General features: G+C 68.7%; 19 protein-coding genes. 4 read left to right on the top strand and 15 right to left on the bottom strand.

The window, feature by feature from the left end:
• Nucleotides 1-172: 172 nt before the first annotated feature.
• From pruA to QM582_RS15245, 6 genes are all read right to left on the bottom strand, one after another.
• Nucleotides 173-1,771, bottom strand: a complete 1,599-nt coding sequence (pruA, locus tag QM582_RS15270) for an L-glutamate gamma-semialdehyde dehydrogenase (protein WP_415085802.1) — start codon at nucleotides 1,769-1,771, stop codon at nucleotides 173-175.
• A 117-nt stretch (nucleotides 1,772-1,888) separates the two neighbouring features.
• Nucleotides 1,889-2,692 (bottom strand): Ku protein, encoded by an 804-nt coding sequence (locus tag QM582_RS15265; protein ID WP_415085800.1) that lies wholly within the window; start codon nucleotides 2,690-2,692, stop codon nucleotides 1,889-1,891.
• 181 nt (nucleotides 2,693-2,873) lie between these two features.
• Complete coding sequence (locus tag QM582_RS15260; protein ID WP_415085798.1) at nucleotides 2,874-3,113, bottom strand: hypothetical protein; 240 nt, start codon at nucleotides 3,111-3,113, stop codon at nucleotides 2,874-2,876.
• Between the two features lie 321 nt (nucleotides 3,114-3,434).
• Nucleotides 3,435-4,010 (bottom strand): hypothetical protein, encoded by a 576-nt coding sequence (locus QM582_RS15255; RefSeq protein ID WP_415085796.1) that lies wholly within the window; start codon nucleotides 4,008-4,010, stop codon nucleotides 3,435-3,437.
• A gap of 966 nt (nucleotides 4,011-4,976) precedes the next feature.
• Nucleotides 4,977-5,516: a DUF6912 family protein gene (locus QM582_RS15250; protein WP_415085795.1), complete on the bottom strand. Its 540-nt coding sequence runs from the start codon at nucleotides 5,514-5,516 to the stop codon at nucleotides 4,977-4,979.
• Entirely contained in the window at nucleotides 5,516-6,772 is a 1,257-nt protein-coding gene (locus QM582_RS15245; RefSeq protein ID WP_415085793.1) for a wax ester/triacylglycerol synthase domain-containing protein, read from the bottom strand. The genes QM582_RS15250 and QM582_RS15245 overlap by 1 nt, the downstream gene beginning before the upstream one ends.
• 178 nt (nucleotides 6,773-6,950) lie before the next feature.
• Between QM582_RS15245 and QM582_RS15240 the strand changes: the two genes are divergently transcribed.
• The gene (locus tag QM582_RS15240) at nucleotides 6,951-7,442 is read left to right on the top strand and encodes an Rv3235 family protein (RefSeq protein ID WP_415085791.1); all 492 of its coding nucleotides are present in this window, start codon (nucleotides 6,951-6,953) and stop codon (nucleotides 7,440-7,442) included.
• A gap of 111 nt (nucleotides 7,443-7,553) precedes the next feature.
• Here the strand turns inward: QM582_RS15240 and secA are convergent, their stop codons facing one another.
• The 4 genes from secA to QM582_RS15220 all read right to left on the bottom strand — a co-directional run bounded on the left by secA (nucleotide 7,554) and on the right by QM582_RS15220 (nucleotide 15,094).
• Nucleotides 7,554-10,349: a preprotein translocase subunit SecA gene (gene secA, locus QM582_RS15235; RefSeq protein ID WP_415085817.1), complete on the bottom strand. Its 2,796-nt coding sequence runs from the start codon at nucleotides 10,347-10,349 to the stop codon at nucleotides 7,554-7,556.
• Nucleotides 10,350-10,615: 266 nt separating this feature from the next.
• Nucleotides 10,616-12,010, bottom strand: a complete 1,395-nt coding sequence (locus QM582_RS15230) for a GntP family permease (protein ID WP_415085789.1) — start codon at nucleotides 12,008-12,010, stop codon at nucleotides 10,616-10,618.
• 72 nt (nucleotides 12,011-12,082) lie between these two features.
• A complete protein-coding gene (locus tag QM582_RS15225; RefSeq protein WP_415085787.1) occupies nucleotides 12,083-13,717 on the bottom strand; it encodes an N-acyl-D-amino-acid deacylase family protein in 1,635 nt (544 codons plus the stop codon).
• Nucleotides 13,718-13,726: 9 nt separating this feature from the next.
• Nucleotides 13,727-15,094 (bottom strand): amino acid deaminase, encoded by a 1,368-nt coding sequence (locus QM582_RS15220; RefSeq protein ID WP_415085785.1) that lies wholly within the window; start codon nucleotides 15,092-15,094, stop codon nucleotides 13,727-13,729.
• Between the two features lie 95 nt (nucleotides 15,095-15,189).
• On the opposite strand from QM582_RS15220, the gene QM582_RS15215 reads away from it, so the two are divergent.
• Nucleotides 15,190-15,954: an IclR family transcriptional regulator gene (locus QM582_RS15215; RefSeq protein ID WP_415085784.1), complete on the top strand. Its 765-nt coding sequence runs from the start codon at nucleotides 15,190-15,192 to the stop codon at nucleotides 15,952-15,954.
• Nucleotides 15,951-16,352 carry a RidA family protein gene (locus tag QM582_RS15210; protein WP_415085782.1) on the top strand — a complete coding sequence of 134 codons (402 nt, stop codon included), beginning with the start codon at nucleotides 15,951-15,953 and terminating at the stop codon, nucleotides 16,350-16,352. Before QM582_RS15215 ends, QM582_RS15210 begins: the two co-directional genes overlap by 4 nt.
• 183 nt (nucleotides 16,353-16,535) lie before the next feature.
• Here QM582_RS15210 and QM582_RS15205 read toward each other — a convergent pair whose 3' ends face one another.
• The 4 genes from QM582_RS15205 to QM582_RS15190 all read right to left on the bottom strand — a co-directional run bounded on the left by QM582_RS15205 (nucleotide 16,536) and on the right by QM582_RS15190 (nucleotide 20,790).
• Nucleotides 16,536-17,741, bottom strand: coding sequence for a winged helix-turn-helix domain-containing protein (locus QM582_RS15205; protein ID WP_415085780.1), 1,206 nt, complete (start codon nucleotides 17,739-17,741; stop codon nucleotides 16,536-16,538).
• Between the two features lie 239 nt (nucleotides 17,742-17,980).
• Complete coding sequence (locus QM582_RS15200) at nucleotides 17,981-18,694, bottom strand: transposase (RefSeq protein WP_415085778.1); 714 nt, start codon at nucleotides 18,692-18,694, stop codon at nucleotides 17,981-17,983.
• Between the two features lie 393 nt (nucleotides 18,695-19,087).
• On the bottom strand, nucleotides 19,088-19,426 hold the full coding sequence (locus QM582_RS15195; RefSeq protein ID WP_415085776.1) for a P-II family nitrogen regulator: 339 nt from the start codon (nucleotides 19,424-19,426) through the stop codon (nucleotides 19,088-19,090).
• The gene (locus QM582_RS15190) at nucleotides 19,423-20,790 is read right to left on the bottom strand and encodes an ammonium transporter (protein ID WP_415085774.1); all 1,368 of its coding nucleotides are present in this window, start codon (nucleotides 20,788-20,790) and stop codon (nucleotides 19,423-19,425) included. Before QM582_RS15190 ends, QM582_RS15195 begins: the two co-directional genes overlap by 4 nt.
• Before the next feature lie 248 nt (nucleotides 20,791-21,038).
• Between QM582_RS15190 and hpf the strand changes: the two genes are divergently transcribed.
• Nucleotides 21,039-21,665 (top strand): ribosome hibernation-promoting factor, HPF/YfiA family, encoded by a 627-nt coding sequence (gene hpf, locus QM582_RS15185; RefSeq protein WP_415085772.1) that lies wholly within the window; start codon nucleotides 21,039-21,041, stop codon nucleotides 21,663-21,665.
• Nucleotides 21,666-21,804: 139 nt separating this feature from the next.
• Here the strand turns inward: hpf and QM582_RS15180 are convergent, their stop codons facing one another.
• Nucleotides 21,805-22,482 (bottom strand): ComF family protein, encoded by a 678-nt coding sequence (locus QM582_RS15180; RefSeq protein WP_415085770.1) that lies wholly within the window; start codon nucleotides 22,480-22,482, stop codon nucleotides 21,805-21,807.
• Nucleotides 22,483-22,562: the final 80 nt, after the last annotated feature.

The following is a 22,562-nucleotide window of genomic DNA, read 5'->3' as shown; positions in this document are numbered from 1 at the left end:
GCCGCACGAGCGAACCTGATGCAAACCCTCCGGGCACTCGGTCGAGAGGATGAGTTCGTCCGCTACAACCTACAGCGTTCAGCGAATCCGGGGGACGGGACTCAGCTGTGAGAGCGAACTCAATCTCCGGCACGGACCAGTTGGCTTCGACAAGCTCAACCAGCGGAAGAACTCACTGCATGTGCGGGTAGCCGGTGGACGTCGGGGGCACCAGGGTCTCCTTGATGGCCCGGGGGCTGACCCAGCGCATCAGGTTCCACATCGAGCCGGCCTTGTCGTTGGTGCCGGACGCCCGCGCGCCGCCGAACGGCTGCTGGCCGACGACCGCGCCGGTCGGCTTGTCGTTGATGTAGAAGTTGCCGGCGGTGTATCGCAGCTTGTTCTGGGCCAATTCGATCGCCGTCCGGTCGGTGGCCAGGATCGACCCGGTCAGCGCGTAGGCGGACGCGGTGTCCACCAGGTCGAGCACCTTCTCGTACTCGGCGTCCTCGTAGACGAAGATGCCGAGCAGCGGGCCGAAGTACTCGGTGACGAAGATGTCCTGCTTGGGGTTGTCCGAGACCGCCAGGGTGGGACGGATGAACCAGCCTTCGCTGCGGTCGTAGCTGCCGCCGGCGACGATCTCGGCGTCCGAGCTGGCCTTGACCGCGTCGATCGCGGCGGCGAGCTTGTCGAAGGCCCGCTCGTCGATCACCGCGGAGGTGAAGTTGCCGAAGTCGCGGACGTCGCCCACCTTCAGCGCCTCGACCTGGGCGATCAGGTCGTCGGAGATGGCGTTCCACAGGCTGCGCGGCAGGTAGGCGCGGGAGGCGGCCGAGCACTTCTGGCCGGAGTACTCGAAGGCGCCGCGGATCAGCGCGGTCTTCACCACCTCGGGGTCGGCGCTCGGGTGGGCCAGGACGAAGTCCTTGCCGCCGGTCTCGCCGACGATCCGCGGGTAGGACTTGTAGCTGGCGATGTTGGCACCGACCTGCGACCACAGCCCCTGGAAGACCCGGGTGGAGCCGGTGAAGTGGATGCCGGCGAGATCCGGGTGCGCCAGCGCGACGTCCGACACCTCCTTGCCGTGGCCGGGCACCAGGTTGATCACGCCGTCCGGCAGCCCGGCGGCCTGCAGCACGTCGACGAACACCGACGCGGCCACCATCTGGGTGAGAGCCGGCTTCCACAGCACCGGGTTGCCCATCAGCGCCGCCGAGGTCGGCAGGTTGCCGGCGATCGCGGTGAAGTTGAACGGGGTGATGGCGTAGACGAAGCCCTCCAGCGGGCGGTAGTCCATCCGGTTCCACACGCCGGGGCTGTTCTGCGGCTGGTTGGCGTAGATCTCCTGCGCGAAGTGGGCGTTGAACCGGAGGAAGTCGATCAGCTCGCAGGCGGAGTCGATCTCGGCCTGCTGCACCGTCTTGCCCTGGCCCAGCATGGTGGCCGCGTTCATCCGGGCCCGGAACGGTCCGGCGATCAGGTCGGCGGCCCGCAGGAAGATCGCGGCCCGCTGGTCGAAGGGCAGCTCCGCCCAGTCGTGGGCGGCGGCGGTGGCCGCGGCGACCGCCTGCTCGGCGTCGGCATGGTTGGCCTGCTTCACCACACCCAGCACCTGGCTGTGGTCGGACGGCATGGTGACCTCGTAGCGGTCGTCACCGCGCCCGGGACGGCGCTCGGCGCCGAAGGTGCCGGTCAGTTCCAGCGGGGCGGCGGTCAACTCGGTCAGCGCGACCTCGAGTTCGGCACGCTCGGGGCTGCCGGGGGCGTAGGTCTTGACGGGCTCATTCACAGGCAGGGGCACACGGGTGATAGCATCCACGGCACGAGATTACCTCAGGCGCACAGCCACCGGTCAAGCGGTTTTCTTCGGCGTAATCGAGATGAAACGAGATAATTTCTCGTCGCCTTAGCCTGCCTTCGCAGCTTCTTCGCGTCTCTTCTTGGCTGCCTCCACCGACGCCCGCAACGCGGCCACCAGATCGACCACCTCGGCCTGCTGGGGGGCCTCGGTTTCGGTCTCGGCCATCGGCGCGCCGGCCAGCTTCGCCTGCACCACCTGTTCCAGCGCCTCGCGGTAGGCGTCGGTGAACTGGGTCGGGTCGAACTCGCCGCTCAACTGGTCGATGAACATCCGGGCCATCTCCACCTCGGCGTCGGAGACCTTGACCTCCTCGGGCGGTTCGGCGAACGAGCCGTCCCGCAGCTCGTCCGGCCACAGCATGGTGTGCATCAGCAGCAGGTCGTCCTTGGCCCGGATCAGCGCCAGCGACTCCCGCGAGCGCAGCGCCACCTTCACCACCGCGGCCTTCCCGGCGTCGGCCAGCGCGCGGCGCAGCAGCACGTAGGGCTTGGCGCCCGGGCCGTCCGCCTCCAGGAAGTAGGTGCGCTCGAAGTAGGTCGGGTCGATCTCCTCGGTGTCGACGAACTGGACGACCTCGACCGCCTTGGCGGTGGGCAGCGGCAGGTTCTCGAAATCCTCCGCCTCCAGGATCACCATCCGTCCGTCACCGGTCTCGTAGCCCTTGGCGATCTCGGTGTACGGGATCTCCTGGCCGCAGACCTCGCAGACCCGCTTGTACTTGATCCGTCCCCCGTCGGCGGGGTGCACCTGCCGGAAGGACAGGTCCTTGGTCTCGGTGGCGCCATAGACCTTGATCGGAATCGTGATCAATCCGAACGAGATCGCGCCCTTCCAGATGGACCGTGGCATGACCGCCTCCTAGGACTGCCGCTGTAGACGTCCCTAGCGTGCCGCATTCCCCCAAGTCACACCAGCACCGGGTGTGGGGAAGGAGCCCGGCCGACGCGGCCGGTCAACCGACGTTCATCCAACCATGGTGTCCCTTGCAGCCTAGAGTTCCCCCTGCTCCCGAAGCGGAGTCCGGGCTGCGCTAGCCTGCGCGTCGAGCACAGCGCCACCTCCTCAAGAAGCGCCAGACAGCGAGCCCGATGGCGACGGCGAGCAGCAGATACCACACCTCGTCGCTCCCGGGCGGGTCCGCCCACGGGCCGTAGTAGGTCCTCACACCCGCGATCACCAGAGCAAGGACCGTCGCGACTCCGCTGAAGACAGCCGTCTCGACGAGTAGCCAGATCGCCGCCACCAAGGCAACTTCAGGATTGGCCTTCATAGCCACGCTCCGAATTCCCTAGTCGCACCACATTTGAACGAGCCAGGTCCCCCCAAGCAGGCCGCTCAACTTCACCCAGCCGACGGAATGGCGACCTGAATGCGGCGCAGCGCTTGAGATTCCAGCTTCCGCAACTGCCGAAACCACGGGGGGAGCTACCTCGATCCGATAGCTGAGAACAGGCCGAAATCGGCCTTGACCTGCCCCCACGGGATTGCCGGCTCCCCTTCGGCGATCTCGGAGCGCCCGGCATGAGCTTCCTCGATGTCATCAAGGTGCTCAGCGGCCCCGATCAGCCGATCCAGATCCTCACCTCGCCCGCTATCTCCAGTCGAGCAACCACCACCATTCCCCATTTGAAACATTCTTCATTGGATCACCTGGTATTTTGACAACCTTTTTGGTTCCGAGATCGACCGCGAAGAACCCGATCGATCCCGAGAGAGACCTAGACCAACCACCGCTGCCCACTACGAAGAAGGCGACTCGCTTGGCCGAGGGATCGAACACCCCTACCGGATTCGCTTGGTCATTCTCGGGAAGAACCGCCCGTTCAACACCCCCACGAGGAACACCATTGACGAGCCAAACCGTCCCAGACTTGCGAGGTATGGTCCATACGAACAAATCGTCAGCATTCTCCATTAAGCACTTGCCCGCTGCCGTATCGAGGGCGTCGACACAACTTGACCGCGGGTCATCTGGGAGATTCCACGCCCTGATCAGCCATGGAAGGTCGAGTCTCCCGTCCTCCCTCATAGCTTGAGCCCCAATGCGGATATCCACTTCTCTCTTCGGAACCTTCACTAGCTTCCTCGTGGCGGGATCAACTGCCCAATACCTCGAATTAGATCCTTCATGCGACGCGAAATAGTAAGCCCCATCGACACCGAACATGCCTCCACTGAACGTTCGATTATAGCCGAAGTCATCTGGAGCGTCCGTCAGGAGATCGTCCGTCGTATGCACTTGACCGTCAGTGTCGATATATTGCTGACTGGAAGTTGCTAAGTACCGATAGTCAGAAGATACCATTAACCGATGCCCCGCGGCGGACCGCTCTTGTGGATCAAACCCGGCCGCAACGCCACTAGGAACATTGAAAGTAGAAAGAACGGAGCTCGAGCCGGTACCAGGGTCAACCGCGACAATCTCAACCGTACCATCATGTGCATGAGCAAGGATTATCCCGCTCGCCCGTGGAGTATCAGGGGTGGGCGACGCATCCGGCGGCACATTGGTCGGCGACACATTGGCGTCCGATGCTAGATTCGTCTCGGCTGGCGTCGGAGATGTTGTGGCGGCATTCGTGGTACACCCACACACCGCAACCACGAGACAAGTCGCTATAAATGCCTTTCGGAGTCGTTGGTCGTGGCCACGGCCGACGCGGGTGCCACGCGTAGGCCACGCAAGCCATCGGCGATCGTACGAGCGGTGGAACATGGAGCCCTCCGATGTTGATAAGTGTACGGACGCGCATGTTACGTACTCCACGTCATTCTGCCCCAGTGGGCATAGGCTGTCAAGACTCCGTCCGCCACTGGAGAGATGACCTGCGGAGGGCTTATTCACGGAGCCGAAGAAATAGATAAGGAAGATCTCGACGAATAGCTTGTCGTAATAAGGCGGCTGTCGACCCAGCGAGAGAATTGGATTGCCACATCAAATCCGATCAGGAACGGGCCGCTCGCCATGAGCGAATGTGATACCACAGGACTCACCCGCCGCCAGATCCAAGACCTGTGCCTGATGATCCACACCAAAACACCTAAGACGGAACAGCCACGCTGTCCGGGCGCCTCTGCTGGGTCTCCGATGCGAATCGAAGGATGCCGACACGACGTCGCCTGCCTCGACGACTCAGCCGCACTCACGCGGGAGATGCCCAGGTGCGACGGTCGAGTGCGAACCATGTTTGACGCGACGTGCCGGCGTGAGCAAGCGCGATTGGGTGAGGGCCGTCCACTCTCCCGGCCCATGCCAGGACAACTCCTGCTCCGCTAGGAAGTCAGCGACCCGCGGATCGTCCCAGGCGGTCTCCAAACCGACCGGACCGAGCCCGGCCAGCAGCGCGGACGCGGCGTCCGGCTCGTCGTCATCGAACAGTGCAGTGACGGCCGACCAGGGCAGCACACCGGCGTGCACCTGGCCGAACTCCGAACCTGCGGCGGGCGTCGCGGACGCCCCGGCGACCGCCACCAGGCGGCGTCCGCCGCGCAACAGGGCGACCAGGCCGGCGATGTGCAGCACAGTGTGCTCGGCGTCCTCGTCGTCGGCCGGAGTGAACCCGAACGCGGCCCGCAGCGACGCGGTCACCGCGTGCGCATCGGACGGACGGTGGCTGCCGGTCTGCGCCCAATCGGTCAGTTCGGCGGCGGTCAGCGGCACGAAGATCAGCATCAGCGCAGCCCCTGACGCAGCACGCCGAGCTCGTCGGCGACGTCCCGGACGAAGGTCGGCAGCGGCCCGGTCGCGGTGGCGGCGAAGCTGACCCGGCCGTCCAGGCTGGTGACCCCGACGGTGATGGCCTGGTCGTCGACGGTGGACGCGAAGGCGTGCAGCGCACGGACCCGCTGCTCCCCCAGCCAGCGACCGGAGCGCGGGCCGGGGACGTTGGCGATCAGCACCTCGTGCGGGCGTCCGGCGGTGACCGTCGCGGCCGCCACGGCGTGCGTGGTGGGAGGGGCGAAGCCGGCCAGGTCGATCAGGTCGGCGGCCGGCACCAGGCGGTCGGAGTCGATCCGGGCCTGGGTCAGCGTGGCGATCGCGGTCAACCGTTCGACGGCTGTGGTCGTGGTCACCGGCAGCTGGATGTACTGCGGTGCCACCAGGCAGCCCATCGCGCTGGCGCCGTCGTCGTCGACGGCCAGCGGGATCAGCGCCACCGGGTCGTGCAGAGTTCGGTCGGTGGTGATCTGCCAGCCCCGGACGCCGGCGGTCGCCATCGCCACGATCACGTCGTGCACGGTGCAGCCGGCCTGGCGGGCCACGGCGGTGATCTCGGCGAGCCCGACCTCCACCGCGGCCAGCTGGCGCGGCTCGGGCACCGTGGTGGCCTGCCGGACGCCCTGCACGGCCAGCCCGCCGATACCGGCCGCCACCTCCTGCAGGGCCTGGAACGGGTCGTTCAGGTTGCGCAGCAGGCCACCGAGACCGGCCGGCTCGTCCACGCTCGGATGCCACTCCGGCACCTCACCGGCGATCGGGGTCGGCTGCTCGTCCAACAGCTCGTGCAACAGATGCACGTTGTCGGCGCCGTCGATCAGCGCCGGGTGCGCCCGTACCACCAGCGCCCAGCAACCGCCGGGCAGACCGTCGAGGATGCTGGCGTCCCACAGCGGATGCACCCGGTCCAGGGCCGTGCCGAGCAGCCCGGCCAGCCAGGACTCCACCGACTCCCCGGGCCGCAGCGTCGCGGTGCGCAGATGCCCGGACACCTTGAAGCCGCGATCGTCCACCCAGTGCTGCAGGGGTGCACCCGACAGCTTCTGCCGGAAGCGCGGGGCGTAGGCGATCCGCTGCCCGATCAGCCGGCCCAGCTCGGACGCCGCCGGCGGCGTCCCCTCGATCACCAGCACGTCGAGCTGGTGCCACGGCTGTGCCGGCTGGTCGCGGACCAGCAGTATCGACTCGCCCATGCTCACCGGATCGGCCACGATCCCTCCTGCCCTGTGGTTTGCGGCCAGCCTAGTGCGCGGCCGCCGACGTCCGTCTCGGCGAGCGGCGTCCGGTCGGACGCCTGGCAAGGCCGGCGAGGGAGTCGTACCGGGTCGAGTTATCCACAACTTCGGTCGCGGCCGGCAATTCGGTGCCCGAGGTGGTCCACAGTGAGGCATGCCCTCCAGTACCGACGTCCTGATCCGAGCGCCGGTCGTGCTGGCGCCGGCCGTCCGGCTGGTCCAGCCGGCACTGATCGAGCCGCCGCAGCAGCCGTTGCTGCCCTGGCCGGAACCGGAACCACCGCCGGCGGTCGAGTCCCCCGGCATTCCCGACCAGGTCCGCCACCAGGTCGGCGCCCTGGTGGCGGCGCTGGTCGAGGTGCTGCGCGGACGCCGTCCGCCGCCGCACCTGGAGCCGCACGCCGGCACCGCGGTGCTGGAGTTGATCGGACGGCTGCGCGGCGAGGGAGCGCTGCCGACGATGCGGCTGAGGTCGCTGCGGCTGGATCAGCCCGCGCCGGACGTGGTCGAGGTCGCCGCGCACCTGCGGCTGGGCGAACGCTCCCGGGCCGCGGCGCTGCGCGCCGAACGGCGTCCCGGCGACCGTTGGCGGCTCACCGAACTGGAGTTGGCGCTGGACGCCGTGGTGTTGCGCAGCAGCCGCTGACCCGAACGCCACGTTGCCCTGCTTCGGCCTCTTTCACAGGGTTTGAACCAGGTGAAAGAGGCCGAAGCAGGGCAACGTCAGGCGAAGGGGCCGATCGGGACGGACCAGGGCTCAGCTGCGGCGTCCGTGGCAGAGCTTGTACTTCTTGCCCGAGCCGCAGGGGCAGGGCGCGTTGCGGCCGACGCCGGCGTACGGGTCGTCCTCCTCGTCGCGGCTGGTCACCGCCTCGCCCGACTCCGACGGCGCCGAGTACGACATCGGACGCTGCTTGTGCTCGCCGAGGCCCTTGGCCTGCACCACCGGACGCGCCTTCGGCTGCTCCTCCGGCTCCGGCTCCGCCGCCGCGTCCTCGTCGGCACTGATCGAGCCGATCAACTCGTCCAGCACCTCCGCCGACATCGGCACCCCGGCGTCATCGGTCTGCAGCCCGACCTGCGGCTGCTGCACGTTGACCTCGAGGTTGAACAGGAAGCCGACGACCTCTTCCATGAAGGCTTCCATCATGGCGTTGAACATGGCGCCGCCCTCGCGCTGGTACTCGACCAGCGGATCGCGCTGGGCCATCGCCCGCAGCCCGATGCCCTCGCGCAGGTAGTCCATCTCGTAGAGGTGTTCGCGCCACTTGCGGTCCAGCACGGTGAGCAGCACCTGACGCTCCAGCTCACGCATGGTCTCTTCGCCGAGCTCCTCCTCGCGCCGGTCGTAGGCGGCCTGTGCGTCGGCCTTGAAGTCCTCCACCAGCTCGTCCGGGGTCAACTCGACGCCCTCGTACTCGGCGCGGTCCAGGCCGACCGGGTACAGCGTCCCGATCTGGGTCCACAGCTGCTCCAGGTCCCAGTCTTCGACGAAGCCCTCAGTGGCGCCGCGGACGTACTGCTCGACCACCGAGTCGACGGTGCCGCGCAGCTGGGTCTCGACGTCGGCGCCCTCGAGCACCTTGCGCCGGTCGCCGTAGATGGCGTGCCGCTGCCGGTTCATCACGTCGTCATACTTGAGCACGTTCTTGCGCATCTCGAAGTTCTGCGCCTCGACCTGCTCCTGGGCCTGCTGGATGGAGCTGCTGACTCGCTTGTTCTCGATCGGGACGTCGTCGGGCACCTTCAGCGCCACCATCACCCAGTTGATGATGTCGGACTTGAACAACCGCATCAGGTCGTCCTCGAGGCTGAGGTAGAACCGGCTCTCACCCGGGTCGCCCTGGCGTCCGGAACGACCGCGCAGCTGGTTGTCGATGCGCCGCGACTCGTGCCGCTCGGAGCCGATCACGTACAGGCCGCCGAGCTCCACCACCTCGTCGTGCTCGGTGGCGACCTGCTCTTCGATCTCCTCGATCACCTTCGCCCACTCGGCCTCGTACTCCTCGGCGTGGGTGACCGGGTCGAGGCCCTTGTCGCGCAGCACCGCGTCGGCCATGAACTCGGGGTTGCCGCCGAGGATGATGTCGGTGCCTCGTCCGGCCATGTTGGTGGCCACGGTGACCGCGCCCCGGCGTCCGGCCAGCGCGATGATCGCCGCCTCACGGGCGTGGTTCTTCGCGTTCAGCACCTCGTTCTTGACCCCGGCCTTGGTCAGCAGCTTGGACAGCACCTCCGACTTGGCCACCGAGGCGGTGCCGATCAGGATCGGCTGACCCTTCTCATGCCGCTCGACCACGTCGTCCACGATGGCGGCGAATTTGGCCGCCTCGGTGCGGTAGATCAGGTCCTTCTGGTCGACCCGGATCATCGGCTTGTTGGTCTCGATCGGCAGCACGCCCAGGCCGTAGATCTTCTGGAACTCGCTCTCTTCGGTCTTCGCCGTGCCGGTCATGCCGGCGAGCTTGTCGTACATCCGGAAGTAGTTCTGCAGGGTGATCGTGGCGAGGGTCTGGTACTCGTCCTTGATCTCGACCTTCTCCTTCGCCTCCAGCGCCTGGTGCAGGCCCTCGTTGTAGCGGCGTCCGATCAGGGTGCGGCCGGTGTGCTCGTCGACGATCAGCACCTCGCCGTCGAGGATGACGTAGTCCTTGTCCTTCTTGAACAGTTCCTTGGCCTTGATGGCGTTGTTCAGGTAGGAGATCAGCGGCGTGTTGGCGCTCTCGTAGAGGTTCTCGATGCCGAGCCGGTTCTCCACCTCGGTGATCCCGCCCTCCAGGATCGACACGGTGCGCTTCTTCTCGTCCACCTCGTAGTGGGTGTCGCGGACCAGCCGGCCGGCGATCTTGGCGAACTCGGGGTACCACTGGTGGTTGTCCTCGGCCGGGCCGGAGATGATCAGCGGCGTCCGGGCCTCGTCGACCAGGATGGAGTCGACCTCGTCGACGATGGCGTAGTTGTGGCCGCGTTGGACGCAGTCGTCCAGGCTGAGCGCCATGTTGTCGCGCAGGTAGTCGAAGCCGAACTCGTTGTTGGTGCCGTAGGTGATGTCGGCGGCGTAGGCCTTGCGGCGCTCGGCCGGTGTCATGTGCGCCAGGATCACGCCGACGTCGAGGCCGAGGAAGTGGTGCACCCGGCCCATCTGCTCGGACTGGTACTTGGCCAGGTAGTCGTTCACCGTGACGATGTGGACGCCCTTGCCGCTCAGCGCGTTCAGGTAGGACGGCATCAGCGCCACGATGGTCTTGCCCTCACCGGTCTTCATCTCGGCGATGTTGGCCCGGTGCAGCGCCACGGCGCCCATCATCTGGACGTCGTAGGGGCGTTTGCCCAGCACCCGCCGGGTCGCCTCGCGGACGGTGGCGAAGGCCTCGGGCAGGATCGCGTCCAGGCTCTCGCCGTCGTCCAGCCGCTTGCGGAACTCGTCGGTCTGGCCGCGCAGCTCCTCGTCGCTCATCGCCTCGAAGTCGGGTTCGATCAGGGCCACCTGATCGGCGACTCGGCGCAACTCCTTGAGCTTGCGCCCGTCGCCCATGTGCAGCAGCTTGTCCAGAACACCCACGGTGGTTTCAACGCTTCCTGGTCGATGACAGTCCCGCGCCATCTTAGTGTGCTCAGCCGGCAACCTTCGCCGGGGCGGACAGCGGCCCGCCGCGGTACGACGGGGACGGTTCCTTTCGTCCCACTGGTAGTACCAGTGGGACGAAAGGAACCGTCCCCGTCGTCCCACCCTGCGGGAGCGCGACCGCCTCTATCGCCAGGCGGCCCGGCTCAACCATCGTTGAGCCGGGCCGTTGGGTCCAAGGGGTGAGCAGGTCGCTAATGGATGAAGGTGAACAGCAGCGCGGCCATCGCGAAGCCGACCACCGACAACACCGTCTCCAGCATCGTCCAGGTCTGCAACGTCTGCTTGACGCTCATGTTGAAGTACTTGGCGATGATCCAGAAGCCGCCGTCGTTGACGTGGCTGGCGATGATCGAACCGGCCGAGATCGCCATCACGATCAGCGCCAGCTGCGGCTGCGAGTACTGGCCGCTGGTCAGCACCGGCGCCAGGATGCCGCCGGTGGTGACGATCGCGACCGTCGCCGAGCCCTGGGCGATCCGCATGCCGCAGGCGATCACGTAGGCCGACACGATCAGCGGCAGGCCGGCGGCCGACAAGGTGCCCGCGACGGCCTTGCCGACGCCGGTCGCGGCCAGCACCGCGCCGAAGAAGGCACCGGCACCGACCACCAGCAGGATCATCCCGACCGGCTTCAACGACGAGCCGCTCAGCTCGCCCAGCTCCTCGGCGGTCATGCCCTGCCGGAAGCCGAGCAGCCACATCGCCATCAGCACCGCGACGGTGAGCGCGATGCCCGGGTTGCCGAAGAAGATCAGGGTGTCCCGCAGCGCGCCCTCCGGGGCGAAGATGTTGCCGAAGGTGCCGCCCAGGATCAGGATCATCGGCAGGCCGATCACGAACAGCACCACGCCGATGCTCGGCTCGTGGCCCTTGGCCTCCTCGGCCTCGGGGACGATCCGGTCCTCGGGCACCGAGACGACGACCCGCTTGCCGATCCAGGTGCCCCACACGATGCCGCCGACGAACCAGGCGGGGATGCCGCAGGCCAGACCCATGATGATGATCCAGCCCAGCTCGACGTGGAACAGGCCGGCGGCCGCGACCGGGCCGGGGTGCGGCGGCAGGAAGGCGTGGGTGATCGACAGACCGGCCAGCAGCGGCAGCGCGTACAGCACCAGCGACCGTCCGCCGCGCACCGCGGCCACGTAGATCAGCGGCGCCAGCACGAAGATGCCGATGTCGAAGAAGACCGGGATGCCCAGCACGAAGCCGGTGATGCCCATGGCGAGCGGGGTGCCCTTCTCGCCGAAGATGCCGACCAACTTGCCGAGCAGAACTTCGGCGCCACCGGATCGCTCCAGGATGGCGCCCAAGACGGTGCCGAGACCGATGATCAGGGTGATGTGGCCGAGGATGCCGGCGAAGCCCTTCTCGATCAGCGCGTCCGAACTCTTGATCGGGGTGCCGACCAGGTCCGGGATGCTGACCCCGCCGGCCAGGGCGACGACCACGCCGACGCCGACCAGCGCGATGAAGGGCTCCACCTTCAGCTTGATGATCAGGAACAGCAGGATCGCGATCCCGACGCCGGCCAGGGTGAGCAACCCTGCCGTGTCCTGGCGCAGCCAGATGAGGAAGCCGTCCATATTTCTCCGTTCAGTGGTGTGGGGTGACCGGGACGGGCGGCGCTCGTCGTCCGGACATCGGGGGGCGAGGGGTCAGCCGTCCAGGCTGGCGGTTCCCTCCGGGGTGCGGCGCAGGGCACGTCCGGCCCTGGCACCGGTGGGGACGCCGTCGGCGATCGCCGCGACGCCGTTGACGAAGACGTAGTGGATGCCGGCGGCCGGCTGCCGCGGCTCCGGGAAGGTCGCCGTGTCGGCGATCGTGGCGGGGTCGAACAGCACCAGATCGGCCGCATAGCCCTCCCGGACCAGGCCCCGCTCGACCAGCTTGAGCCGGGCGGCGGCCCGTCCGGTGAGATGGTTGACGGTCTCCTCCAGGCTCAGCAGGCCCAGCTCACGGCAGTAGTGCCCGAGGTAGCGCGGGAAGGTGCCCCAGGCCCGCGGGTGCGGCTTGCCGCCGACCAGCAGCCCGTCGCTGCCGCCGGTGTGCACCGGGTGCACCATGATCGCCCGGACGTTCTCCTCGTGGCCGACGTGCTGCAGGATGCCGGTGCCGCAGCGATCCCGGACCAGGATGTCGACGAAGGTGTCGAACGGCGCCGCACCGCGCTCGGCGGCGATCTGCTCGACCGTCTTACCGACGATGTCGGCGAGTTCCGGGTTCTGCACCCCGCTGATCTCCAGCGTCTCCCACTCGGCGATCACCCCGTGGCAGCCGTCGGATCCGTCCACCTCGAGCGCCTGCCGGATCCGGGCCAGGGTCTCCGGGTTCTGCAGCCGCTCCAGGGTGGCGTCGATGCCGCCGGACGAGCTCCAGCTGGGCAGCACAGCCGCCAGCGTGGTGGCGCCGGGCAGGTAGGGGTAGGTGTCCAGCGAGATGTCGACGCCGTCGGCCCGGGCGGCGTCGATCAGCGCCAGCAGTTCGGGCGCCCGGCCCTTGTTGAGGCCGAAGTTCATCGTGGCGTGCGCCAGGTGCAGCGGACAGCCGGTGGCGCGGCTGAGCTCGATCATCTCGGCGTAGGCCTCCAGCGCACCCTTGCCGTAGGAGCGCTGGTGCGGGTCGTAGAAGCCGCCCAGCTCACCGACGGTGGTGAGCAGCGCCTCGAGTTCGGCGGTGTCGGCGTACATGCCCGGGGTGTAGGTGAGGCCCGACGACATGCCGATGGCGCCCTGCGCCATGCTGTCCCGGGTGACCTGCTGCATCCGCTCGATCTCCTCGGGGGTGGCGGCGCGCTCGTCGAAGCCGACCACCAGCGCCCGCAGGGTGCCCTGCGGGATCAGGTAGGCGGCGTTGGTGGCGATCCGGTTGCCGTCGGCGTCCGGACGGTCCAGCCGGTCGAGGTACTCCCCCACCGTGCGCCAGTCCCAGTCGAAGTCGTCGGGGTTGGTGTTCCAGCCGGCGATCTGTTTGCGCACCCCGTCCAGGGTGCGGTCGTCCACCGGCGCGTAGGACAGCCCGTCCTGGCCGAGCAGTTCGGTGGTGACGCCCTGGCTGAGCTTGGCGTAGTGGTCGGGGTTGACCAGCAGTTGCAGGTCGGAGTGGGCGTGCATGTCGATGAAGCCGGGGCTGAGCACCAGCCCGGTCCCGTCGATCGAGGTTCCGGACGCGGTCAGCGAGCCGGGTTCGGCGATCCGGGCGATCCGGCCGCCGGCGATCTCGACGTCCGCGCGGTAGCGGGGTTCGCCGGTGCCGTCGACGACGGTGACGTTGCCGATCAGGGTGCTGGTCATCTCTCTCCCTCAGAAGAACGTGCGGACGGTGCCGACGACGGACGGGTTGGCGGGGTCTGCGGTGCCGTCGAGCACCGGCATCAGGGTCCACTTGTCGAGCGCGGTGCAGGGGTGGGACAGCCCCAGCCGCACCACGTCGCCGGGCCGGACGTCGACCTCGGCCGGGTAGGCCAGGAACGCGTGCTGGTCGTTGACCGCGGTGATCCGGGCGCCGGCCAGCGGCTGCAGCGGCGCGCCGAGTTCGCGGGCGATGCCCTGCGGGACGGGCAGGCCCTCGTCCACCGGCAGGTCGCGCTTGCCGCCCTCCAGGATGGCCAGGCCGGGCTCGGTGCGGGACACCACCCGGGCCCAGCCGTGCATCGCCGAGACGAAGGCGTCCTCGGCGTCTGGGTTCTGCCGGGAGAACGGCGAGATGCCGCGGTAGAAGCCGTCGTCGTGGATCACGTAGGCGCCGCTGCGCAGGATCACCTCGACGCCGGGTGCCGCGCACGGGCCGAGGATCTCGACCACGTCGTCGAAGTAGGCGCTGCCGCCCGCGGTCAGGATCACCTCGTCGGTGTCGTAGCCGCCGTCGGCCGCGAGCCTCTCGTGCAGCCGGCGGAAGTCGTTCAGGTAGGCCCGGACGGGGGCCAGCCCGGCCTCGTCCCAGCTGTGCGAGAGGGCGCCCTCGTAGCCGCTCACCCCGCCGAGCCGCAGCCGGGACGCGGCCCGGACGGCCTGCGCCACCTCGAGCGCGGCGTCCACCCCGCGGGCTCCGGTGCGTCCGCCGTGGCCGCCGATCTCGACCAGCACCTCCAGCGGTCCGGCGTCGGCGGCGTCCAGGACGTCCTGCAGCCGCCGCACGCCGGCCACCGAGTCGACCCAGGAGACGATCCGGGCTCCGCCGGCCACCTGGCCGGCGACCCAGCCGATCGCCTGCGGGTCGGTCAGGCTGTTGGCCAGCATCAGCACCTCGACGCCGAACCGCCGGGCCACCCGCAACTGCGCCGCGTTGGCCAGGGTGATGCCCCAGGCCCCCGCCTCCAGCTGCGCGGCCCAGAGCGCCGGCGCCATCGTGGTCTTGCCGTGCGGGGCGAGCCGGACGCCGTGCCGCTCGCACCAGGCGGCGAGCTTGGCGACGTTGCCGCGCAGCGCGGCGTCGTCCAGGGTCAGCAGCGGGGTCTGCAGATCGGACAGCCGCACCGAACCCGAGCCGAACTCGGCGGCGGTCCGGCCGTGCAGGGCGGCCGGCACCGCCTTGTGCCGCCAGTCGAGCACTTCGGTGCCGAGTTCCGCGACGGCTTTCCGGTCGATTCCGGCGCGTGGGGATTGACCCTCACCCATGACTGCTACACCCTTCTTCCAACGCCGCACCGACGTCGGCACGACGTTGCGCATTTTGCAATCTTCATTGCATTTTTGGCCTGCCCATGTCTAGCATTGGGTTTCCCCACCGTCAATAGAAATTCCTGGTCAGGTCGAGCGGAGCGCCGATGAGTCAGAGCGTGCGACGCGCCCTCGACCTGCTGTCCCGGTTGGCGTTCGGACCGGCCTCGCTGGACGAGTTGTCCCGGGACGCGCCGGTGCACAAGACCACGGTGATGCGGCTGCTGCACACCCTCGAAGCCAAGGGATTCGTGGTGCGCGATTCGCAGCAGCACTACACGCTGGGGCCGAAATTCTTCGAGCTCTCCACACTCGCCCTGGAGCAGCGCGACATCCGCGCCATCGCCCGTCCGCACCTGCTGCAGCTCGGCGTCCGGACCGGTCACACCGTGCACCTGGCCGCCTTCGAGGGGCCGGACGTGGTCTACCTGGACAAGATCGAGTCGCGGCAACCCGTCCGGATGTACTCCCGGATCGGGCTGACCGCCGCCCTGCACGCCGCGGCGGTGGGGAAGGTGCTGCTCGCCGGGCTGCCGCCGCAGCGGCGCGAGAGTGTCGCCGCCGCGCTCGCCTACCGGCCGCTGACGCCGCGGACGATCACCGACCCGGCCCGGCTGCTCGCCGAGCTGGACGCCGTCGCCGCGCAGGGCTGGGCCGTCGACCTGGCCGAGCACGAGGAGTTCGTGCACTGCGCCGCGGTCGGGGTGCACGACGCCCGGGGCCGGATGGTGGCCGCCGTGTCGTGCTCGGTGCCGTCGGTGCTGCTCGACGGCGGCCGCGACATCCATGACCTGATTCCCGACATCACAGCCTGCGCCGAGGCGATTTCCGCCGACCTCGGCTGGATCCCCACCGAAAGGACATCACCATGACCAAGGAAATCGTCTTCACTGCCGACGCGCCGGCGCCGGCCCACGTGTTCTCCCAGGGGGTGAAGAAGGGCGGCCTGTTCCAGGTCTCCGGCCAGGGGCCGATGGACCCGGTCAGCAACACCTACATCGGTGCCGGTGACGTCCGGGTGCAGACCCGGCGGACGCTGGAGAACGTGAAGGCGATCCTGGCCGCCGGCGGCTCCTCCGTCGAGGACGTCATCATGTTCCGGGTCTACCTGACCAAGCGCGAGGACTTCCCGGCGATGAACGAGGTGTACGGCGAGTTCGTCCAGGAGAACTGCCCCAGCGGCAAGCTGCCCAGCCGCACCACGGTCTTCGTCGACCTGCCGCACGAGGTGATGCTGGTCGAGATCGACGCCCTCGCCGTCACCGACTGACCCTCGGCTGGCCGGTCGTCCCGGCGCCGCTGAGCCGGCGTCGCTGGGCCGGCGCCGCTGTCAGCACATTGCCCTGCTTCGGCGTCCTTCACCTGGTTTGAACCTGGTGAAAGACGCCGAAGCAGGGCATTGTCGGATCGGACGTGGGCGAGCCCGCCGCCGGCGCCCGACCAGGGGTGGAGGTCAGCAGAGCGCGGCCAGTTCGCGGGCCAGGGTGCCCCGGTCGGCCACCGCGACGGCGTCCAGCCCCAGCCACTCCCCCATCAGGCGTAGCTCGTCGCGCAACCGGGACGCCACCTCCGCTCGCCGGGGCTCGGCCCCCGGCTCGACCCAGGCCGACTGCACCTGCAGCAGGCCCCGGGCCCGGTCGGCCTTGAGGTCGACCCGGCCCACCAGTTCGTCGTCGGCCAGGAACAGGTAGACGTAATAGCCGTAGTCACGCTGGGCTGCCGGGGTGTAGATGCCGATCCGGTAGTGCACGTCGAAGAGCTGCAGCACCCGAGGGCGATGGTGCACCAGGGTGTCGAAGGGCGCGATCAGCGCCTGCCCGGTGAGCCGCCGCGGACGCCGGGCGTCGGCAGCCAGCCAGAACTGCTGCGGCAGGCCGACCACCCGCACCGGCTCCAGGACGCCGGACGCCTGCAGCCGCTCGACCGCGTCCCGGACGGCCGGCGCACGCAGGTAGAAGTACTCGGCCAGCGCCTTCAGGTCGGCGACTCCCAGCGCGCTCGCGGCGCGGGCCAGCAGCATGTCGTAGGACTCCTGGTCGGTGGGGTCGGGGTGGGCCAGCACGGCTGCCGGCAGTACCCGCTCGGCCAGGTCGTAGCGGCGCTCGAACGCCGAGTTGCGGTTCGCCACCGCCACCGTGCCACTGTCGAACAGGTATTCCAGCACGTGCTTGGCCTCGGACCAGTTCCAGCCCCAGTGCTCCTTGCGCCGTTCTTCGGCGTTCTCGATCTGCCGCGCCGACAGCGGACCGCCCTGCGCCACATCGGCCAGCACCCGGTCGAGCAGGTCGGGTTTGACCTCCAGGATGCGGCTCAGCGCCTGGCGTTCCCGCGCCGCCCGCGACCGCATCGCCATCCGGAAGGCCGGCTGCAGCCCGACGTCCAGCAGGCAGGCGGCATGCCCCCAGTACTCGAACAGCCGGCGCGGCGCGCGTCCGGACGCCCGGTCGAGCAGCGCCGGGTCGTAACCGCCGAGCCTGCTGAACAGCGGCATGTAGTGCGCCCGCACCGCGACGTTGACCGAGTCGATCTGGAACTGCGCCACCCGGTCGATCACCTGCCGGACATGCCGCATGGTCACCGGCCCGGACGGCCGCGGCCGTCCGAACCCCTGGGCGGCCAGCGCGATCCGGCGCGCCTGGGCGATGCTGAGCGTAGCCATGGGCCGCATGCTAGTGACCGCCACCGACAGGTTTCCCGGACGACTCCGGTACGCCGGGGACGGTTCCTTTCGTCCCACTGGTAGTACCTGTGGGACGGTGGTGTGGCACGCTGGGGACGGTTCCTTTCGTCCCACCACCCAACGTCCTTTGAGCACGCAGGGACGCCATCAGCCCCGCGAACCGAACCGAAACCAGCCCTCAGACCGGCCTCACCCGGATCGGCCTCACCCCCGATCGGTCAGGCGACCTGCATGCGGGCCACAGTCGACTTCGGTCGTCCGATCACCCGCCCGATCAGGGCGTACGACAGACCGCGGGTCCTGAGTTCCCGCACCACGCGACACTGATCGGCCCGCGCGAGATCGCCGAACTCTTCCCGCGTTCGGACGCCGGACGCCGCGTGCAGCAGCTCCATCGCATCGTCGGCGTCGAACCGGGGCGGATCGAAAGGCCGACGCGGGACACCGTCGGCGGCATGCGCATCGGCCAGCTCCACCACATCCATCGCGAGCAGCTGGCCGAGGACGTCGTGGTCCAGCAGTGGCGACGTGCTGCCCAGCCAGCGCCGACTGCTCCACCGGTAGTCCTCCGGCCGCGACACCATCCCCGCCACCACCGGGTTGTTCCAGATGTAGGGAAGCAGCGTGGTGAGGTAGCCGTCGTCCTCCACCGGCTCGCTGCGGAAACGGTCCTGGAAGAGGTGCCCCACCCGTCCATACTTGCGATTGAACCGGCCGGCGTAACGCACCCCGAGTCGTTTCATCACCACACCGATCGGCTCACGATCGGCGCGCAGCACCAGGTGCACGTGATTGGTCATCAGGCAGTACGCCAGCACGGCACAGCCCGAGGCCGCCTTGGTCTCCCGTAGAGCGCGCAGGAAGTCTTCGAAGTCCTCGTCCTCCAGGAAGATCGCGTCACGATTCAGTCCGCGCATCATGACGTGATACACACAGGTCTCCGACGACCTTCTGGGTTGACGAGCCACTGGGCACCTCCGCTTCCGACGATCGCTCTGAGCGTACGAGCGAGCACGACGGTTGCGGCGAAATTTCTGCTGGCCTGTGGATAACTCCCGTTCGGACGCCGAAGGCGAGGTTCCGCTCCCCTCGTCCGGCGAACCGGGAGGGACGCGGCGGCCATAGATATCACCAGTGGGACGAAAAGAACCGTCCCCACCGTCCCACAGATATCACCAGTGGGACGAAAAGAACCGTCCCCACCGTCCCACCGAACCGCCCAGCGGGCTCCGGGCACAGGAAACGGGGCTCCGAGCGAACTCGGAGCCCCGCTGGCCACCACGCTTATTGAGAGCGGGTTCCCCCCAGCTCCTGTGATGGTTCGGTCAGACCGCGGCCAGGCCGCTTTCGCCGGTCCGGACCCGGACGACGTTCTCGACCGGAACCACCCAGACTTTGCCGTCGCCCACCGACCCGGTGCGGGCAGCACCGGCGATCACCTGGACGACCTCTTCGACCTCCGGGTCGTCGACGAGGATCTCGAGCCGCACCTTGACGATGAAGTCGATGGTGTACTCCTCGCCTCGGTAGACCTCGACGTGACCCTGCTGGCGTCCGTAGCCGGAGACCTCGCTGATGGTCATCCCGCCGACGCCGTGCCGGACCAGCGCCTTCTGGGTCTGCTCCAGCATCTCGGGCTGGATGATCGCAGTTACCAGCTTCACTTCATGACTCCCGTCTTGTCGTTCTCCGGGAAATCGTCCTTGGTCAGGACGAGGGTGTGACCCACCCGGCTGGAGTAGTAGACCGGGCTCAGGTCGTAGCCGGCCTCGCTGTGCTCGGCCAGGTCGATGCCACCGAGCTCGTCAGCGGTGGAGACCCGCCAGCCGACGGTGTGCTTGACGATCAGCGCGATGATGTAGCTCATCACGAAGGAGAACGCCATCACCGCGACGGCGCCCACGGCCTGCCGCCACAGCTGATCGAACCCACCCCCGTAGAACAGGCCGGCGACGGCCGGCTCGGCCGGGTCACCGGAGGTGGCCGGATCGGCCAGGAAGCCGATCAGCAGGGTGCCGACCACACCGCCGACCAGGTGGACGCCGACCACGTCGAGCGAGTCGTCGAAGCCGAATTTGTACTTCAGGCCCACCGCGTAGGCGCAGGCCACCCCGGCCACCAGGCCCAGGACGAGGGCGCCCACCGGGCTCACCGCACCGGCCGCCGGGGTGATCCCGACCAGGCCCGCGACGATGCCGGACGCCGCACCCAGCGAGGTGGGATGCCCGTCCCGCAGCTTCTCCACGATCAGCCAGCCGAGCATCGCGGCCGCGGTGGCGGCCAGCGTGTTCACCCAGGCCAGGCTGGCCAAACCGTTCGCGGCCACGGCCGACCCGGCGTTGAAGCCGAACCAGCCGAACCACAGCAGAGCGGCGCCGAGCATCACCAGGGTCATGTTGTGCGGCCGCATCGGCTTGGTGCCGAAGCCGATCCGCGGGCCGACCACCAAGGCCAGGGCCAGCGCGGCGGTGCCGGCGTTGATATGGATCGCCGTGCCGCCGGCGAAGTCGATCGCCTTGATCTGGTTGGCGATCCAGCCACCCACCACGCCGGCATCCTCATTGCTGAAGGCGAAGACCCAGTGCGCGGCCGGGAAGTAGACCAGCGTCGCCCACAGCACCGCGAACAGCGTCCAGCCGCCGAAGGACGCCCGGTCGGCGATCGCGCCGGAGACCAGAGCGACGGTGATGATCGCGAAGCAGGCCTGGAAGGCCACGAACGCCAGGGCCGGGTAGCTGGCCTCGGGATCGTTGGTGAGCAGGCTCTGCAGGCCCGCGAACTCCAGCGGGTTGCCGATGATACCGAGACCGCCGACGGAGTTGCCGAAGGCCATGCTGTAGCCGAAGAGAACCCACAGGACGCCGACGACGCCCATCGAGATGAAGCTCATCATCATCATGTTCAACACGCCCTTGGCGCGGACCATGCCACCGTAGAAGAAGGCGAGACCGGGGGTCATGAGCAGCACCAGGGCGGCGCTGGTCAGGATCCAGGCGGTGTCGCCCGAGTTGATCTCAAGTACTGTCATGGCGCATACCATCGCCCGTCGGTGTTTCGCCGGAGTTCGGGTCCGGTTACGCCCAGATTGCGCGGTGTTACAGCTGTGTTGCCGACCTTCTGGCGACGCACAGCCGACACCCTGGTAAAGCTCAGGTTGCATCAGTAGGTTGGATGCATGGCGCCACGGCCGCACCACCCAGATCAGGGGATGAGCCGGGCGCCGTTTGGGTTTACGCCCAGCTCACCGAGCTGGGCCCCGACGAGCAGGAGGTTGCAGTGGACGTTCTCGTCACCGGCCGGCATTGCCAGATCAGCGACGATTTCCGCGCCCGCGTCAGCGAGCGGCTGAGTGGCATCGAGAAGCTGAGGGACCGGGTCATCCGGGTCGAGGTACAGGTGTCGGCCAATCCGCACGCGCGACAACCCGACCAAGCGACCACCGTCGAGATCACCTTGCGCAGCCGCGGACCGGTGGTCCGCGCCGAGGCCAACGCGGACGAGAAGCTGGTCGCCTTCGAGCACGCCCTCGACCGGCTGAAGTCGCAGCTGCGCCGGGCCGCCGACCGCCGCAAGGTGCACCGCGGCCTGCGAGCCGGCCAGCAGTTCGGTGCGCCGCCGCCCGTCGCCGCCCCGAAGCAGGACGAGGACCGTCCGGAGATCCGCAAGATCGCCGGCCTCGAGGTGCACGGCGACGGGCCGCTGGTGGTCCGCGAGAAGCTGTTCAAGGCGACCCCGCTGACCTTGGCCCAGGCCCTCGACGAGATGGAACTGGTCGGGCACGACTTCTTCCTCTACGTCGACGCCGAGAGCGGAGCGCCCAGCGTCGTCTACCGCCGCAAGGCCTACGACTACGGCGTCATCCACCTCGACCTGGAGCCGGCGATCGGCGAGCAGAGCGCCTGAGGCTTCAACCATCGCCGGTTGAGCGTGCCGTCGGCCAAGTCCGTCGTTGGTTGAGCTTGTCGAAGCCCTTCGTCCGATCGTCGACGGGTCGCGACAAGCTCGACCGGCGGTGGGGCCGTCCCCGCTCGACCGGTGCCGCTCACCGTCCATCCAGCCGCGGTGTGGCGGCGATCACCGCCGCGCCGAGCACCCGGTGGCCGCCCCGGTCCAGGGCCGCTGCCGCCGCACCCAACGTGGCGCCGGTGGTGACGATGTCGTCCAGCAGCAGCACCTGGGACGCCGGCGCGGCCCGCAGCCGCATGCCGCGACTCCGGTTCGCCGCCCGGCCGGCGATGCTCAGGCCGACCTGATCGCGGCTGCCGGCGTCCAGGGCGAGGACCCGCCGGGCCCGGACGTCCAGACCGAGCCGGCCCAGCCGTCCGGCCGCTCGCCGGGCCAGCAGCCAGGTCAGGTCGAATCCGCGCTCGGCCACGGTGGATCGGCTGGACGGCACCGGCACCAGCAGCACCGGCCCGGTATCCCAACGCTCCCGCAGCACGGCGGCGGCGCTGCCCAGCACCAGGTCGCCCAGCAGCGGGACCAGGCCGAGCCCCTGCCGCTCCTTGCAGGCCAGGATGAGCGCCCGCAGTTCGCCGGCGTAGTCGCCGCGCGCCCAGGTGACCGGACGCCGATCGCCGGCCGGCACCGGACGCGGGATCAGCGCCCGCGCCGCGTCCGCACACCGTGGGCAGCAGACCGGGCCGGGCCGTCCGCAGCCCGCGCAGCTGCCGCCCCAGGCCAGGTCGGCGGCCGCCTCCAGCACGCTGCGCCATTCCATCGGACGAGTCTGCCGCGTCGTCACCCCGCAACGACCAGTTATCCACAGGCCACGGCGAAAAAGCTGCCGAAGAAGTCGGA

The organism is Micropruina sp. (assembly GCF_047607385.1).
Lineage (GTDB): Bacteria > Actinomycetota > Actinomycetes > Propionibacteriales > Propionibacteriaceae > Micropruina.
The sequence above is the reverse complement of the archived record's forward strand: the minus strand, read 5'-3'. Positions and strand labels throughout refer to the sequence as shown.